The 13,591-nt window shown below is 54.9% G+C and carries 16 protein-coding genes; 9 read left to right on the top strand and 7 right to left on the bottom strand.

Going from position 1 to position 13,591, the window contains the following annotated elements; all coding sequences use genetic code 11:
• Nucleotides 1-62: 62 nt before the first annotated feature.
• Entirely contained in the window at nt 63-944 is an 882-nt protein-coding gene (locus CA832_RS12290; protein WP_088341896.1) for a hypothetical protein, read from the top strand.
• A 40-nt stretch (nt 945-984) separates the two neighbouring features.
• Here the strand turns inward: CA832_RS12290 and CA832_RS12285 are convergent, their stop codons facing one another.
• Nucleotides 985-1,911, bottom strand: a complete 927-nt coding sequence (locus CA832_RS12285; RefSeq protein WP_088341895.1) for a LysR substrate-binding domain-containing protein — start codon at nt 1,909-1,911, stop codon at nt 985-987.
• Nucleotides 1,912-1,998: 87 nt separating this feature from the next.
• Here CA832_RS12285 and CA832_RS12280 point away from each other — a divergent pair, with 87 nt between their 5' ends.
• The 5 genes from CA832_RS12280 (at nt 1,999) to cls (ending at nt 5,849) form a co-directional block, all read left to right on the top strand.
• Nucleotides 1,999-2,271, top strand: coding sequence for a hypothetical protein (locus CA832_RS12280; RefSeq protein ID WP_143542388.1), 273 nt, complete (start codon nt 1,999-2,001; stop codon nt 2,269-2,271).
• A 1-nt stretch (nt 2,272) separates the two neighbouring features.
• Nucleotides 2,273-2,569, top strand: coding sequence for a hypothetical protein (locus CA832_RS12275; RefSeq protein WP_088341893.1), 297 nt, complete (start codon nt 2,273-2,275; stop codon nt 2,567-2,569).
• A 24-nt stretch (nt 2,570-2,593) separates the two neighbouring features.
• Nucleotides 2,594-3,559: a sodium-dependent bicarbonate transport family permease gene (locus CA832_RS12270; protein WP_088341892.1), complete on the top strand. Its 966-nt coding sequence runs from the start codon at nt 2,594-2,596 to the stop codon at nt 3,557-3,559.
• A 147-nt stretch (nt 3,560-3,706) separates the two neighbouring features.
• Nucleotides 3,707-4,429 carry an energy transducer TonB gene (locus CA832_RS12265; RefSeq protein WP_088341891.1) on the top strand — a complete coding sequence of 241 codons (723 nt, stop codon included), beginning with the start codon at nt 3,707-3,709 and terminating at the stop codon, nt 4,427-4,429.
• 22 nt (nt 4,430-4,451) lie between these two features.
• Nucleotides 4,452-5,849, top strand: a complete 1,398-nt coding sequence (gene cls / locus CA832_RS12260; protein ID WP_088341890.1) for a cardiolipin synthase — start codon at nt 4,452-4,454, stop codon at nt 5,847-5,849.
• Between the two features lie 3 nt (nt 5,850-5,852).
• Here the strand turns inward: cls and CA832_RS12255 are convergent, their stop codons facing one another.
• The 5 genes from CA832_RS12255 to CA832_RS12235 all read right to left on the bottom strand — a co-directional run bounded on the left by CA832_RS12255 (nt 5,853) and on the right by CA832_RS12235 (nt 10,125).
• Nucleotides 5,853-6,500, bottom strand: a complete 648-nt coding sequence (locus CA832_RS12255) for a hypothetical protein (RefSeq protein WP_088341979.1) — start codon at nt 6,498-6,500, stop codon at nt 5,853-5,855.
• A gap of 124 nt (nt 6,501-6,624) precedes the next feature.
• The gene (locus CA832_RS12250) at nt 6,625-7,989 is read right to left on the bottom strand and encodes an MBL fold metallo-hydrolase RNA specificity domain-containing protein (protein ID WP_088341889.1); all 1,365 of its coding nucleotides are present in this window, start codon (nt 7,987-7,989) and stop codon (nt 6,625-6,627) included.
• Nucleotides 7,986-8,849, bottom strand: coding sequence for a restriction endonuclease (locus tag CA832_RS12245; protein ID WP_088341888.1), 864 nt, complete (start codon nt 8,847-8,849; stop codon nt 7,986-7,988). The genes CA832_RS12250 and CA832_RS12245 overlap by 4 nt, the downstream gene beginning before the upstream one ends.
• A 1-nt stretch (nt 8,850) precedes the next feature.
• Nucleotides 8,851-9,255 (bottom strand): hypothetical protein, encoded by a 405-nt coding sequence (locus CA832_RS12240; RefSeq protein ID WP_088341887.1) that lies wholly within the window; start codon nt 9,253-9,255, stop codon nt 8,851-8,853.
• 12 nt (nt 9,256-9,267) lie between these two features.
• Entirely contained in the window at nt 9,268-10,125 is an 858-nt protein-coding gene (locus CA832_RS12235) for a universal stress protein (protein ID WP_088341886.1), read from the bottom strand.
• Between the two features lie 115 nt (nt 10,126-10,240).
• Here CA832_RS12235 and trxA point away from each other — a divergent pair, with 115 nt between their 5' ends.
• A complete protein-coding gene (gene trxA, locus CA832_RS12230; protein ID WP_088341885.1) occupies nt 10,241-10,540 on the top strand; it encodes a thioredoxin in 300 nt (99 codons plus the stop codon).
• A gap of 7 nt (nt 10,541-10,547) precedes the next feature.
• On the opposite strand, the gene CA832_RS12225 is transcribed toward trxA, so the two are convergent.
• Nucleotides 10,548-10,979 (bottom strand): doxx family protein, encoded by a 432-nt coding sequence (locus tag CA832_RS12225; protein ID WP_233131799.1) that lies wholly within the window; start codon nt 10,977-10,979, stop codon nt 10,548-10,550.
• Between the two features lie 270 nt (nt 10,980-11,249).
• Between CA832_RS12225 and CA832_RS12220 the strand changes: the two genes are divergently transcribed.
• Both CA832_RS12220 and CA832_RS12215 read left to right on the top strand, forming a co-directional pair.
• The gene (locus CA832_RS12220; protein WP_088341977.1) at nt 11,250-12,329 is read left to right on the top strand and encodes an efflux RND transporter periplasmic adaptor subunit; all 1,080 of its coding nucleotides are present in this window, start codon (nt 11,250-11,252) and stop codon (nt 12,327-12,329) included.
• Nucleotides 12,326-13,588, top strand: a complete 1,263-nt coding sequence (locus CA832_RS12215) for an ABC transporter permease (RefSeq protein WP_088341884.1) — start codon at nt 12,326-12,328, stop codon at nt 13,586-13,588. Before CA832_RS12220 ends, CA832_RS12215 begins: the two co-directional genes overlap by 4 nt.
• Nucleotides 13,589-13,591 lie beyond the last annotated feature (3 nt).

Raw genomic sequence — 13,591 nt, 5'->3', positions numbered from 1 at the left:
ATGCCGAGACCGGGGCTTGCTTTAACCTGCCCCGGTGTCGGCTTGCTTTTTAACGGATAACCATGAAAACTACTACGCCCTTACTTCTGGCCTTTCTCGCGGGATCCGTTCTCACCCTGACTTCGCAAGAACTCAAACAGGCCACCTCCAGCCCGGAAGGCGAACCTTTTTCTTATGTCCTTTCTGATGTTAGTTATGTCAGCGATGCCGTCTTTATGGGCAGGCGCGACACCGTGGCAGCCCCATACCTGCTGCCCTCCCTGGGCTATTACCATAAATCCGGGTTCTACGCAGACGCCTCACTTTCCTATCTCCTGGCAGAAGGAGAAGGCCGGGTAGACCTGGTACTGGCCTCGGCGGGATACCAGGCCTCCGGGGAACGCTGGAGCGGTGGCGCTGCGGTCACCGCTTATTTCTTTGACCAGGACAGCTACAACGTGCAGTCCGAAACCGTGGCAGGCCTTACAGGCTTGTTGGGCTACGACTGGAAGGTGGTGGAAACCCAGGTGAGCCTCCACGGTTTTTTCGGTCCGGACGAGGGCGCCGATTACTTCCTCGGCCTTACCCTTATGAAAGACCTGAAGGACACGCAGCAGCACTGGCTCTTCCGGCCGCAGGTATCCCTATATGCGGGAAGCCAGTATTTCTACCAGGCGTATTACAACACCAGCCGACTGGGTAACCGAAAAGACAGCGGACGCGGCCAGGGAAGCAGCATGGAGCCCTTTTCTGAGCTCCAAATCGATGAAGTAGCTGCCTTTAAGGTTCTCAACGTGGAATTCGGGTTGCCGGTTCATTTCTTCCAGAAGCATTGGATCATTACCGCAAGCCCATACCTGTCCCTCCCCCAAAGCCCGGCTACGGTAAGCGGGGCGGAAATGGACTATGAGGAGGACCTCAAGCCTGTGTTTTATATCAGCGCCGGAATCTCTTATTGGTGGTAACCCCCTCGAAAATTAAGGCTAAGGCCATTCCCAGGTGCTTTCACTCATACCGCTCAAACCAGGCAAACTGCTCCTTTATGATCCGGTCCTTTTCCTTCCGGACGAAATCGAGATAGGCCTGGGCCGTTGGAGAGAGTTTTTTGCTGCTGAGCCAGATCAGGTTCCAGTGGGTAGTTACCGGCAAACCCCGGTAGGGTATGATTTCCAGTTCCCCGTTTCGCAACTCGTTCTTAAGGCCTATAAGGGGCATAATACTGTACCCCAACCCGGCTATAAGGGCCTGCTTAAGGGCCTCGTTGCTGGTGAGTTCCATCTTCTTGGGGCTGCTCAGGCCTTTGGATTCCAGAAACCGCTCCATCGCGGCACGGGTGGCCGAGCCCGGTTCGCGGTAAATAAGGGGTTCCTTCCGGAAAATATCCACCTTCGGGGCCCCGGACTGCCGTTTGCGTCGCGTACCCCCTACCAGGTATAGTTTGTTGCGCATTAGCTCCACACGGTCTACATTCAGGTGCTCCGGCATAACCGAAACCATGGCAAAATCCACCTCATTCTCTTCCAGACTGCGGACCACGCGCCCCTTGTTAGTTACATCCATGACCAGGTCTACCCCGGGGTGCCGCTCCATAAAATCGGATAGGAAATAGGGCATAACATATTTGGCAGTGGAAACTGTTGTGATTTTCAACCGGCCCGCAATATGACCTTCAAACGCGTGGGTCTTATAGTTGATAGCCTCTACCTGGTTGAGGATCTGCTCCGCCGACCGGGCGATCTCCCGGCCAAAATCGGTAATGTACAACCTTCGCCCCACCACTTCCGTAAGGGGAATGGAGAACTGGTCCTGAAAATTTTTTAACTGAATAGAGACGGCTGGCTGGGTAAGATGAAGGGCCTCAGCAGCCTTTGTAACACTCTGCAAACTAGCTATATGGAAGAATATATTGAGTTGGTTTAACGTATAGTTCATAATCTTTATTTATGTTTTACATCATAAAGATATATAATATTTTATCAAAAATTGTTTTCAAATTTGCACCATAAAATGCAACACACCATGGCTCAAATCCTTCAGGCTCCTTCGCAGGAGCATGTAACCAAGGAAAAAGAATCCACACGGGTTAGTGACCGGACCCCCGTCAAAGGGATAGGCGGGAAAGCACTCCTGGCCCTGGCTGGCTGGGGCGGCCTGGTAGCCCTCACGGCGTTCTCCTGGTCCTCAGATGGTCTTTTTTTCCGGGAACTCCTGACCGTAACCGGAATTCTGACCCTGATCGGATTTGTGCACCTCATGGCAGTGAAAAACGAACCGACACGTAACTCCCGATAACATGGATTCTAAAACCAAAGTAGCCGAAAAAGTAGCGCTGGTACGCGGCAGTTTTACCCCTTCCGAGGCATCCGACCTGCTTAAAGGTCTTGTAGACGAAAAGATCAATTTCCACAAGCTGCAACGGCTTCGCTGGTGCGAGGGCTACTTTAAGGCAGATACCTCATATGCCGATACCCGAATCGCAGAACTGGAAGCCGAAAAAGACAAGATTCGTTCCTTTATCCGCGCGGCACGGGCGTCCGGTAAAATGGTTCAGATCAGTGGAAACATTACCATGACCCTGGAAGGCGAATAACCTTTTCCCTCCCGAATCCCCCGCATGGACCTACACCTGCTGGCAGATAATCTGAGCAATCCTGCCCTCCTGTTTTTCTTTCTGGGAATCCTGGCTGTCCAACTTAAGAGTGATCTCGAAATCCCAGCCAACTCCTCGAAATTCATTTCTCTTTACTTACTTTTTTCGATTGGCTTCAAGGGAGGGCAGGAATTGGCTCACAGCCCGTTCAGCTGGGAAATCATCTGGTCCCTTATCCTGGGGATCTTACTGGCCATCTGGGTCCCCCTGTATTCCTTCGCCATCCTGCGCAGGCGTTTCAGCGTAGCCAACGCAGGTGCTATTGCAGCTTCTTACGGCTCCGTGAGTGCCGTAACTTTTGTAACGGCCATTTCCTTCCTGGACCTGGAAAAGGTTACCTATGGCGGGCACATGGTAGCGGTCATGGCCCTTATGGAAGCCCCTTCCATTGTGGTAGGTGTCCTGCTTATTGCCCTTTTCGACAAGAAAAACGGGAGCGCCCTTAGCATGTCCAAGGTGTGCAGGCACTCGCTGACCAATGGAAGCGTGCTGCTTATCCTGGGCAGCCTGTTGATCGGCTTCCTGGCCAGCGACCAACAAGCCGAAGGAATTAAACCCTTCACCACGGATATCTTTAAAGGCTTCCTTGCGGTATTCTTACTGGATATGGGAATCAGCAGCGGCTCCAAACTCTCGGCCCTGGTCAAAAAGGGGTGGTTTGCCCTGGTTTTTGCTATCGTAATCCCCCTGATCAATGGATGCCTGGCCGTAGCCATCACCTCCACCTTCCTGACCAACCCCGGCGACCGGTTCCTGTTTGCAATCCTGGCGGCAAGCGCTTCTTACATCGCTGTCCCGGCAGCCATGCGCCTGGCTGCCCCCAAAGCAAACCCTTCCCTCTACCTGCCCATGGCCCTGGCCATCACCTTTCCCTTTAACATCACCCTGGGCATGCCCCTGTATTTTTACCTGGTACAGACCATTACCTGAGGGCCAACCGTCATACCGCTTTCTTAAGGGTTTCTCAAATTTTAAGGGTTAATACTGAATCTTTCTGAATTTCAGGCTGGTCAAACTGATTATTATCATGTTTTAACCGGATGCATGGACGTACATTGAGGTATAAATTTAACAGCCATGCAAGTCAAGAAAAATCCCAAAGCAGATTTGAACAGGGATAGTGGCCTGTATTTTGTAATCGGGCTCACTGTAGTGCTGTTCCTGACCTGGAGGGCCCTGGAGTGGAAATCCTACGACAGTGTCCAGGAAGAAATCGTCCAACTGGTTCAAGTGGACAACCTCAATGAAGAGGCACCGGTAACCGAGCAGGTACGCACCCAGCCACCGCCACCGCCCCCTGCCGCACCCGAGGTGATCGAAGTCATTGAAGACACCGAGGAAATTGAGGAAACCGTTATCGAGAGTACCGAAATCACCCAGGAAACCGTCATTGCCGATGTAGACCTGGATGCCTCGGACCTGGATACATTCGAAGCGGAAGAAGAGATTTCCGTGCCTTTTGCCATCATCGAGGAAGTACCTGTTTTCCCAGGTTGTGAAGGTATGTCTGCCGCAGACCAGCGGGTTTGCTTCCAGCAAAAAATCCAGGAGCACATCGCCAAACACTTCAAATACCCGGATACAGCCCTTGAACTGGGTATACAAGGAAAAGTATATGTACTTTTTGCCATCGGCAGCAACGGAAAGGTTACCGACATCGTTACCCGTGGCCCGGACCGGATCCTGGAGAAAGAAGCCCATCGGATTATCGCTTCCCTCCCGCAAATGAAGCCGGGCCGCCAACGGAACCGAAATGTAAAAGTGCCTTACAGCATCCCCATCAATTTCAAATTGATGTAAATTCGGGTAAAACCGAGGCGCTGTGTGGCTCTACATCCTGATCGTTCTTTACATACTCGTAGCAATCTCTATTGTTATAAGCCTCCTACTGAATGGTGTACGACCCTCGAAAACATTGGCTTGGCTGTTAGCCATTTTCACCATCCCGGTAGGAGGCATACTTTTATACCTCCTGGTAGGCCGAAACCGCCGCAAGCAGAAGGTCTACCTGCAACAGCGCCGCAGCCCCCCCGAAGCCCCGGACCCGTCCAACAACCTATTTTCACCCGACAGCCCCAGGGGCCGCTTACACCAACTGATCGCATCACAAACCGGATTCCCGCTTAGTGCGGACAATGAGGTGGTCTTCCTCAAGGATGGGGAAGAGACCTTTAACCGTGTATTTCAGGCCCTGCAGGATGCCCGCACCACCATCCACCTGCAGTATTATATTTTTGAAGAAGGGGAACTGGCCGAGCGGCTGCTGGAACTTTTTACCCGAAAGGAAGCCGAAGGGGTGGAGGTCCGGCTTATCTACGACAGCATTGGGAGCTATTCCCTGAGCCCTTCCTACCTAAGGCGCCTGCGAAAGGCAGGGATTGAGGTCTATGCCTTCCTCCCGTTCCGGCTGGGTAAATTCATGACCTCGGTAAATTACCGCAACCACCGCAAGATCATTGTGGTGGACGGGGAAGTGGCCTTTACAGGGGGAATCAACATTTCGGACAAATACCTCAAAGGAGACCAGGACCTTGGCATGTGGCACGACATGAACCTGATGGTGCGCGGCAGTGCAGCGGTGCACCTGGACACGGTATTCGCCAACGATTGGGAATTGGTAACCCGCCAGCACCTTCCGCTGCCGGATTACCCAAAAGATGAGCCCCGAGGGTCATCGGCGGTACAAATCCTCGCTTCCAGCCCGGACGACGATTTCCCGCTTATGGAGCAGTTTTATTTCTCCCTGATCAACCATGCCCGCCGGCATATCTACATCACCAACCCCTATCTGATCCCCAGCCCGGCCATTCAGCTGGCCCTGCAAACCGCTGCCCTGGGCGGGGTGGATGTCCGGGTCCTGGTTTCAGCCCAGGCAGACAGCGCCCTGGTAAACTGGTGTGTCCGCTCCTACTTTAACGGGTTCCTGAAAAGCGGAATCCGGATTTACCAGTACCCGGAGGGGTTCCTCCACAGTAAAACCATTACGGTAGACGACCGGATTTGCACCGTGGGGACGGCCAATGTAGACAACAGGAGTTTTCAGCACAACTACGAGGTAAACGCCTTGATATTCGACCCGGAAAAGGCCATCACCCTGCGAGAGGATTTCATCCGGGACAGCGAGCGGAGTATTGTGCTCGATTATGAAACATTCCGCAGGCGGCCGTGGACCCACCGGCTTATTGAAGGTGCTGCCAGGACCCTGAGTCCCTTGCTGTAGCCCCTAAAACGCTTCGGTGCCCAGCAGGACCTGGTTCTCGGTCATGTTTTGGGTAATCAGTTCAATGAAGTCCTTCACGGCCTGACGCGTATTTCGGGGTTCTGAAATCAGCACCACACTGCGCCAGATCAGGTTGCGCTCCTTGCCTTCGCAGATGCAGTACACCGAGGTTTCGGCGTAGTAATCCGTGGCGAGTTCATAGTAGGAGCGGTCGTAATACACCCCCTGGTGAAGGATGTAGTCTTCGTTGAACCGGTCGTAGGATTCGCCAATCTCCCTTATTTTACGCCGTAGGGTGGTCCGGGTTTCCGTTCCGAGGACTTTGGTAAACAGAATGGCGTCGAAGTCCTTTTCCAGGAGTTGCTGTTCCACCAGGTCCAGTTCGGCCTCGGAGCGTTCGGAAGCGGTAAACTCCACGTCGAAAACATCGATACTGCGCACAGTTTCAATGCCCTGGTCTGAAAAGATTTCCTGCAGGCGGCTTTCGAACGCCTCCCGCACCCCCATATCCTGGGTAAGGCCAATTACGAGTAATTTGTTGGCGTTAAAGAGAACCGTATCGGGATCTTTATAGGAACTCTCCAGACGAACCGTACTACAGGCCATTGGGAGCAATAACAGAAAGAGACTGAACAATCGGAAAGGTTTCATGGCGTCTGTCTTTTCAGGGTTTGAGCGATTTCGGGAGAACGCCGGCTCCTCCTCCGGCAGGGTCCCACGCTTTTCTACAAGGTACACCCCAGAAGCGGTACCCCCAATGACAAAGGTCAGGGCTCTACAAGGTCACCACCTGCCCCTGTTGGGGCATTTCGGCTTCCCACCCGCGCTCGGTATACAACTTCACCCGTAAGGCGTCGCGGGCGGTTTCTTCCCCATGAACCAGGAAAACATGTGCGGGGCGTTCCCGGATTTGGGAGGTCCACCACAGGAGCTCCTCCTGGTCGGCATGGGCCGAGAGGGCATCGAGTTGCCGGACTTTTGCCGCTACCCGGGTATACCGGCCAAAAAGCTTCAGCTCGTGTGCACCTTCCAGCAGGTTTCGGCCCCGGGTCCCTTCTGCCTGAAAACCCACCAGTACAATGCGGGTAGTCTCCTGGTCCAGCAACTGGCTCAGGTAGGTCAGTACCCGACCGCCACTGAGCATCCCGCTGCCGGCAACCACCACCTTGGGCCGGGAATCATCTATGGCTTTCCAGGTATCCCGGTACTCCCGGATTAGGGTAACAGAGCGGGCCATAATCCCAAACTGGTCTTCGGGCAAGCGGTGCCACTGGGGAAAGCGCTGGAAGAGGGACCATACGTCAATCCCCATGGGGCTGTCCACATAGATCGGCAAGGGAGGGATGCGGTTCGCTTTCCGAAGCTGCCAGAGCAGATACACCACGGTTTGGAGGCGCTCAACCGCAAAACTGGGGATAATACAGGTCCCCCGGTCCCGGACGGCAGCATTGATCTCCAGGGCAAGATCCCGGCCCATATCGTCTTTGGGGTGCAAGGTATTTCCGTAAGTGCTCTCCAGAAGGAGTACATCTGCCCGGTCTGGCCGCTGGGGCGGGTAAAGCAAGGGGTCTTCCGGCCGGCCCACATCGCCGGAAAAGACCAGACGCTTTCCGTCCAGGTCCATCTCGATGAAGGCGGCCCCGAGGATATGTCCGTTGTACCGGAAGCGGAACCGCCATCCGGGCCGGATTTGCCGCCACTCTTCCAAGGAAACCGACTGCAGCAGCGGCAGGCTTAGGGCAACATCGGCAGGCTCGTAAAGGGGTTCCGGCCTGGCGTGACGGCTGTAGCCCTCCCTGGCCGCTTTTTCGGCTTCCTCTACCTGTATTTCCGCGCTGTCCTCCAGGACAATCCGCGCAACTTCCAGGCTGGGCGGCGTACCATAGACCGGGCCCCGGAATCCCTGACGGACCAACCGGGGCAGAAGCCCCACATGGTCCAGGTGCCCGTGGGTAAGCAACACGGCACGGATCGACTCCGGGGCAAGGGGCCAGGGGGCGCGGTTCAGGAGCCGTCGTTCTTTAAGACCCTGAAACAGGCCACAATCGACCAATACCCGATCCTCTCCGGATTCCACCAGGAATTTGGAGCCGGTAACCCCTCCGGCAGCACCCCAAAAATGAATCTTAAAAGGGCTCATGTTTTGTTTTTGGGTTCACACAATTCCAGGAATTCCCCCAGGATCCTGTCTTTCCTTTCCCGGGATACCCCAAGGTGGTCCAGCAAAAAGGCAGACTCCAGGAGCTGGCGCCCCAGCACCACCTCCCGTCCGAGTAAAAACTCCTTCTCCCGGCCACTTAGAAGCATACTGACCGTTATGGGGTATAGGCGGTGCCGGTCAATGCGGTCCTTCAGGCCATTCCCTCTGGGGTGGTTCCAACTGAGCAGATACAACCCCGCGCAGTTGCCGTACTTCAGGGCGTCGGAGGTGAACCGGGTATTGGTGACCACCCACCCGGGTTCCAGGCGGATGTCTAAAGCACCGTTTTTATCGGAACCGGCAGCGATATCCCGAAACCGGGAATCGATATACAGCGGGACTTTCACATGGCATTTGCGGCCGTCATCTGCATGGAACTTACATTCTATCAGGGTCTGGGTATCCCCGTTGCGGGCCACCACATCCACCTCGTGGTCTACGCAATCCCCATGTAGTATCACGTTGGTTGTCGCTGAGTACCCGGAGTGGTTCAGCAAGGCCGCAACGAATTTCTCGAAGGGGAATCCCGTGGGACCCAATTCGTAGATGGCCCGCTTGAGTTTGTAACGGGATGCAAAGGAATTCCTGTAGGCCCGCAGCAGGGAAAAGGCCCGGTTGTAAATCTCACGCGTGGTCATGCCCGGGTATAACTCACTGTTCAGGGTTTGGACAATGGCATCCACCGCCCCGGGATCTGCCCCGCTCCTGCGGAGCGAACGCCGGAGTTTAGCCTCCGAATACGTGGCCATCTGGCCCGAGGCTTTGCGGATTTTGGGCTTGGAAGCCCTGCTGCCGGCCATGTCAGTGGGCGTAATACTCCCGTACCAGGGCCCGGAACTGGTTCTCGGTCATGCTGTCTGCCGTGAGGACATCGCTCACGCGGGCAGCCAGTTCAGGGTGGCGGCGGTCCAAATAACGCTTAAACTGTTCGTTGGTTCCTGCCGGCCCGTAGAGGACCAGTTTGCCGGTATCCCCCAGACGGGCGCTGAGATCTTCGAAATAGCGATGCAGCTGTTGTTTTTCGCGCTCGGTGTACTTGCTGTCGTGCACCACCTGCTGCGGCCCCCACCGGGTTTTGGAACGGGACCCCCCTTTGGGGTTGAAAAATTCCACTTCAGAGGCTACTGTTTCGAGATGTTCTCCTGTTTCTGCCAGGTGTACCAGCCAGGCTTCCTGCTTGTCTATCCAAATGCCTGTATCTTTCATGACATACTGTTTTTAAGGGTTTGTAATCGATACCTGGGGGAGCACGAGCAACGGGATCCGGGTATGGAACCCAATCTGGTCGATGACCGGGGTCACCAACAGGTTCTCCAGGAAGGTATGGCGGTTGCGCACCAGGACCAGGAGCTGGACAGGTACTTCCGCCGCAAACGCATTGATGGCTTCTACCAGCCCGGCGCTTTCCCGCTCGTGCCATTCGGGTTTGAAGGGTTCGAGGCTATGGGCCAGGGCTTCCTTTCCGGCCACCCGCTCCGGGCTTTCATCTTCCGCTGTATACGTATGCAATACGTGCAAACGGGCACTGGTTTGGCGGAGTATCGCCTCCAGGACCGTCCAGGGCAAGGCGGCATAGGAAGCGGTATAATCGGCCGGGAAAAGGATGTTTTCCACCTCCGAAGCCTGTGCCTCTGAAGGAATGATCAATACGGGGATCCTGGATTTATGGGCTACCATAACCGCGTGGGTACCCAACAGTACTTCCTTGGCCCCTGTGGCCCCCTGGGTCCCCATGGCAATGAGGTGGAGGGATTCCTTTTCCGCCATTTCATTGAGTTCGGCATCGAGGGTGTTGAAAGCCGCATGGGTTATAAAACGGTGCTTCGGGTTATCTGCACTTTTCTGCAGCCGCTTGCGAAGCGTACTGAGCTTATCCATTACCCGGAACCGATAAAAATCGCCCAGTCCTATCTGCCCGGGGCTGTGCAACAGGTACTCGGCCCTGAAAAAAGAAGGGGTATAACTGTGCATCAGGAAAAAGACACAGGGCACCTCCCGGAAGAGTTCCAGGGTATAGCGGGCTGCCTTTTCGGCGGCCGGGGAAAAATCCGTGGGGATGGCAATACGCAGTTCCATAGGGCAGGTCTTGGAGGTTTATTTAAAGATACCCATCTTCCTGCCAACGGCATATGACTTAGGTCATGGGAGCCCTGGGGTTCCTATCCGTATTTTTGATCTATAAACGTGTAATATGAAGGCCTCCTTCAACCAGCTTATCGCCTCCGAAATCCCTGTCCTGGTAGATTTCCACGCCGAGTGGTGCGGGCCCTGCAAAACAATGGCTCCCATCCTGAAGCAACTCAAGGACAGTGCTGGCGCCCGCATTAAAATCATCAAGATAGATGTAGACCGAAACCCGGCCATTGCCGGGCGTTACCAGGTAAGGGGCGTCCCTACCCTGGTCCTGTTCAAAAACGGGCAGGCCGTATGGCGCCAGTCCGGGGTGGTCCCCATACAGGCGCTTACCCAGGCCGTAACCCCGTTTTTATAACACAGGCTTAGCTGCGCGGGAGCTTGCGGTACATGGCAACCATAACCCCCAGGAAAACCACGTTTTTGATGATATACTGCCCCACAAGGGTCAGGCCGAAGGGAAATTCAGTAAAGCAGAGTTCAGGAAAAAAGAACAGGGGGGTAAAGGTCAGGACAATGTGCAGAAGCGCTGCCGTTAAGGCACATTTGCGGCAAATACCCGTAATAAGCAGGGTGCCGATGGCGAATTCCCAAAGGGCGAGCAGGACCAGACCCAGGGAAGGGCCTATCAGGCCAAAAGTAAGCACTTCTATAGTGGACCCCGCCAGGGCTTCTGCCGGGCTGAGGCCCGGAAAGAACTTCAGGGCGCCAAACCAGAGGTATACCAGTCCAAGGCCCCTTGCAATAAAACCGAAGGGCTCAGATTGGGTCGATTTAAGTACAGATGGAAAATTCATACGTGTTAATTTATTAATGGTTTTGACGTTTGACTGGGGCCCAAACTAAATCTTTGGCCAGGGTCAAAATATGACAATCCTCATCGTCTGTTGCCCGAATCCGCGTCATTAACCCTTTATTAATCAACTTTTATCATCATTAACCCGGGGCAGGATTACCTGATACTTCCTACAAGCCCCTTTAATGAGAATTGTCATGCATATCTTCGGTTTACGGTGGTACCTTTAAGAATCCTTAACCTCTTGCGGATGAAACCTATTTCCCCTTTGATGGCAGTTGTATCTGCCCTTTCTGCCGCACTCTTGTCCGGGTGCCGGGGTGGCGAGGCCGGCATCGCCCCTGAAATCCTGGATGTGACCGAAGCGGTTTATGCCTCCGTAACCATTGTGCCGGACAGCATGTACCGGGTCCACGCTGCCGTGAGCGGCATCCTGGAGGCCAATCTTGTGGAAGAAGGCCGGCAGGTCGTTCCTGGCGACCCTTTGCTGCAGATCAACGGCCATGCCACGGACTTATACCGTGAAAACGCCCGCCTGCAAATGGAACTGGCAGCTTCCAACTTGCAGGGGGAAGCCAGCCCGCTCAATGACCTCGCAGCCCGGATACGGGTGGCTGAACTCACCTACCGGGACGATTCCACCAACTACGACCGCCAAACAAAACTCTGGGCACGGCAGATAGGCTCCCTGGCAGAACTGGAACGCCGGCAATTGGCCTTTGAGCGCTCGGCCAGTACCCTGCGGGAACTTCAAAGCGAATACCACCGCCTGCAGCGGGAACTGCGCACCCAGCTGGAACAAGCCCGAAACACCTATCAGGCCAGCAGTTCCGATGCCGAGGAGTTCCGTATACGCAGTACTATTTACGGTAAGGTTTATGCCCTCTACAAAGAACCGGGGGAAGCCGTCCTGCCCAACGAACCTTTGGCGATGCTGGGCAGTGCGGAAACCTTCCTTGCCGAAATGCTTGTAGACGAGGTAGACATAGTACGCCTGAAAACGGGCCAACAGGTTCTGATAACCCTGGATGCCTATGCAGACAGGCTTTTTGAGGGTAAGGTCTCCAAAATCTACCCGGAGAAAGACACCCGGAACCAAACCTTCCTGGTGGAAGCGCGGTTTACCACCCCCCCGGAAGTACTCTACCCTGGCCTTTCCGGGGAGGCCAACATCGTGATTGCTACCCGTCAGGACGCCCTGACAATACCGCGCAGCTATCTGGTGGGTGCCGACAGCGTCCGTACCACAGCGGGCATGGTTAAGGTGGAAACAGGTCTCATTACCCTGGATCGGGTGGAGATCCGCTCCGGATTGCAACCGGGAACACGTTTACTAAAACCCGAAGAATGAACCGGCTGAAACTCATCCTGGGGATTGCGCGAACCCACCTGGTAACCAAGATAAAGTCTACCGTAACGGCAGCCCTTGGGGTTACCTTCGGCATTGGCGCCTATATCACCCTGGTGAGTTTTATGACCGGGCTCAACCAGATGCTGGACGATTTGATCCTGAACCAGACCCCGCACATCCACCTCTACAACGAAGTGGAACCCGCGGCCGTACAGCCTGCCCATAGGCTGGAATCCCTCTCCGGTGATCTGCTGCAAATACAGTCTGTAAAACCCAAACAGGGCCAGCTGAAAATACACAATGCCCTGCCCATCCTGGACTACCTGCGCCGGGACGATCGCGTTCTGGGGGCCACCCCCCAGATCCGGGCACAGATATTCTATCTGTCGGGTTCCCAGGACCTGGGTGGTGTCCTTTCCGGAGTGGACATCCTGGAGGAGGACCGACTCTCCAATATCGGGGATTACATTGTGGCGGGCAGTCCGGAGGCCTTACATCGTTCCGAGAACGGCATTATCCTGGGCGCAGGACTGGCGGATAAGTTCTCCCTGGCCCTGGGAGACCGGATCCAGGTCAGTACCCCGGAAGGCGGGGTTTTCCCCCTTAAAATCGTAGGCCTCTACCAGAGCGGCCTGGCCGAAATAGACAATAGCCAGAGTTTTGCCCAGGTGCAGACGGTACAGCGGATTATGGGCAAGCCTACCAATTACATCACCGATATCAACGTCAAACTCCACAGGCTGGAAGCAGCAGTCCCAATGGCCCGGGAACTGGAAACCCTGTTCCGGGTGAGGGCGCGGGACATTCAGGAGGCCAATGCCCAGTTCGAAACCGGAACCAGTATCCGCAACCTCATCACCTATGCCGTTTCCATTACCCTGCTGATTGTAGCCGGCTTTGGCATCTACAACATCCTCAATATGCTCATCTACGAGAAGATGAACGATATCGCCATCCTGAAAGCCACGGGGTTTTCGGGCAGGGATGTCCACCAGATTTTTATGAGCCAGGCCCTTATTATCGGTCTGGGGGGCGGGTTGCTGGGCCTGCTTATCGGCTTCGGCCTCAGCCACCTCATCGACAGCCTGCCCTTCGAAACGGAGGCCCTGCCCACCATAAGCACCTTCCCGGTAAACCACGACCCCTGGTATTACCTGATCGGGATTGGTTTTGCCCTGGTGTCCACCTTTATTGCCGGGTACCTCCCTGCAGCCCGGGCCCGCAGGATAGACCCGGTTAAAATTATCAGAGGAAACTAATGC

The sequence above is a fragment of the Robiginitalea sediminis genome (assembly GCF_002198115.1).
Lineage (GTDB): Bacteria > Bacteroidota > Bacteroidia > Flavobacteriales > Flavobacteriaceae > Robiginitalea > Robiginitalea sediminis.
Note: the sequence above shows the minus strand (reverse complement) of the source record. Positions and strands in the feature narration are given on the sequence as shown.

Excerpts from the sequence above, each read along its gene's own strand:
- CA832_RS12285 (WP_088341895.1), bottom strand. The coding sequence starts at position 1,911 with ATGAACTATACGTTAAACCAACTCAATATATTCTTCCATATAGCTAGT.
- CA832_RS12270 (WP_088341892.1), top strand. The coding sequence starts at position 2,594 with ATGGACCTACACCTGCTGGCAGATAATCTGAGCAATCCTGCCCTCCTG.
- CA832_RS12220 (WP_088341977.1), top strand. The coding sequence starts at position 11,250 with ATGGCAGTTGTATCTGCCCTTTCTGCCGCACTCTTGTCCGGGTGCCGG.
- CA832_RS12215 (WP_088341884.1), top strand. The coding sequence starts at position 12,326 with ATGAACCGGCTGAAACTCATCCTGGGGATTGCGCGAACCCACCTGGTA.
- CA832_RS12275 (WP_088341893.1), top strand. The coding sequence starts at position 2,273 with ATGGATTCTAAAACCAAAGTAGCCGAAAAAGTAGCGCTGGTACGCGGC.
- CA832_RS12240 (WP_088341887.1), bottom strand. The coding sequence starts at position 9,255 with ATGAAAGATACAGGCATTTGGATAGACAAGCAGGAAGCCTGGCTGGTA.
- CA832_RS12235 (WP_088341886.1), bottom strand. The coding sequence starts at position 10,125 with ATGGAACTGCGTATTGCCATCCCCACGGATTTTTCCCCGGCCGCCGAA.
- CA832_RS12290 (WP_088341896.1), top strand. The coding sequence starts at position 63 with ATGAAAACTACTACGCCCTTACTTCTGGCCTTTCTCGCGGGATCCGTT.
- CA832_RS12245 (WP_088341888.1), bottom strand. The coding sequence starts at position 8,849 with ATGGCCGGCAGCAGGGCTTCCAAGCCCAAAATCCGCAAAGCCTCGGGC.
- trxA (WP_088341885.1), top strand. The coding sequence starts at position 10,241 with ATGAAGGCCTCCTTCAACCAGCTTATCGCCTCCGAAATCCCTGTCCTG.
- CA832_RS12265 (WP_088341891.1), top strand. The coding sequence starts at position 3,707 with ATGCAAGTCAAGAAAAATCCCAAAGCAGATTTGAACAGGGATAGTGGC.
- CA832_RS12250 (WP_088341889.1), bottom strand. The coding sequence starts at position 7,989 with ATGAGCCCTTTTAAGATTCATTTTTGGGGTGCTGCCGGAGGGGTTACC.
- CA832_RS12255 (WP_088341979.1), bottom strand. The coding sequence starts at position 6,500 with ATGAAACCTTTCCGATTGTTCAGTCTCTTTCTGTTATTGCTCCCAATG.
- CA832_RS12225 (WP_233131799.1), bottom strand. The coding sequence starts at position 10,979 with ATGAATTTTCCATCTGTACTTAAATCGACCCAATCTGAGCCCTTCGGT.
- CA832_RS12280 (WP_143542388.1), top strand. The coding sequence starts at position 1,999 with ATGGCTCAAATCCTTCAGGCTCCTTCGCAGGAGCATGTAACCAAGGAA.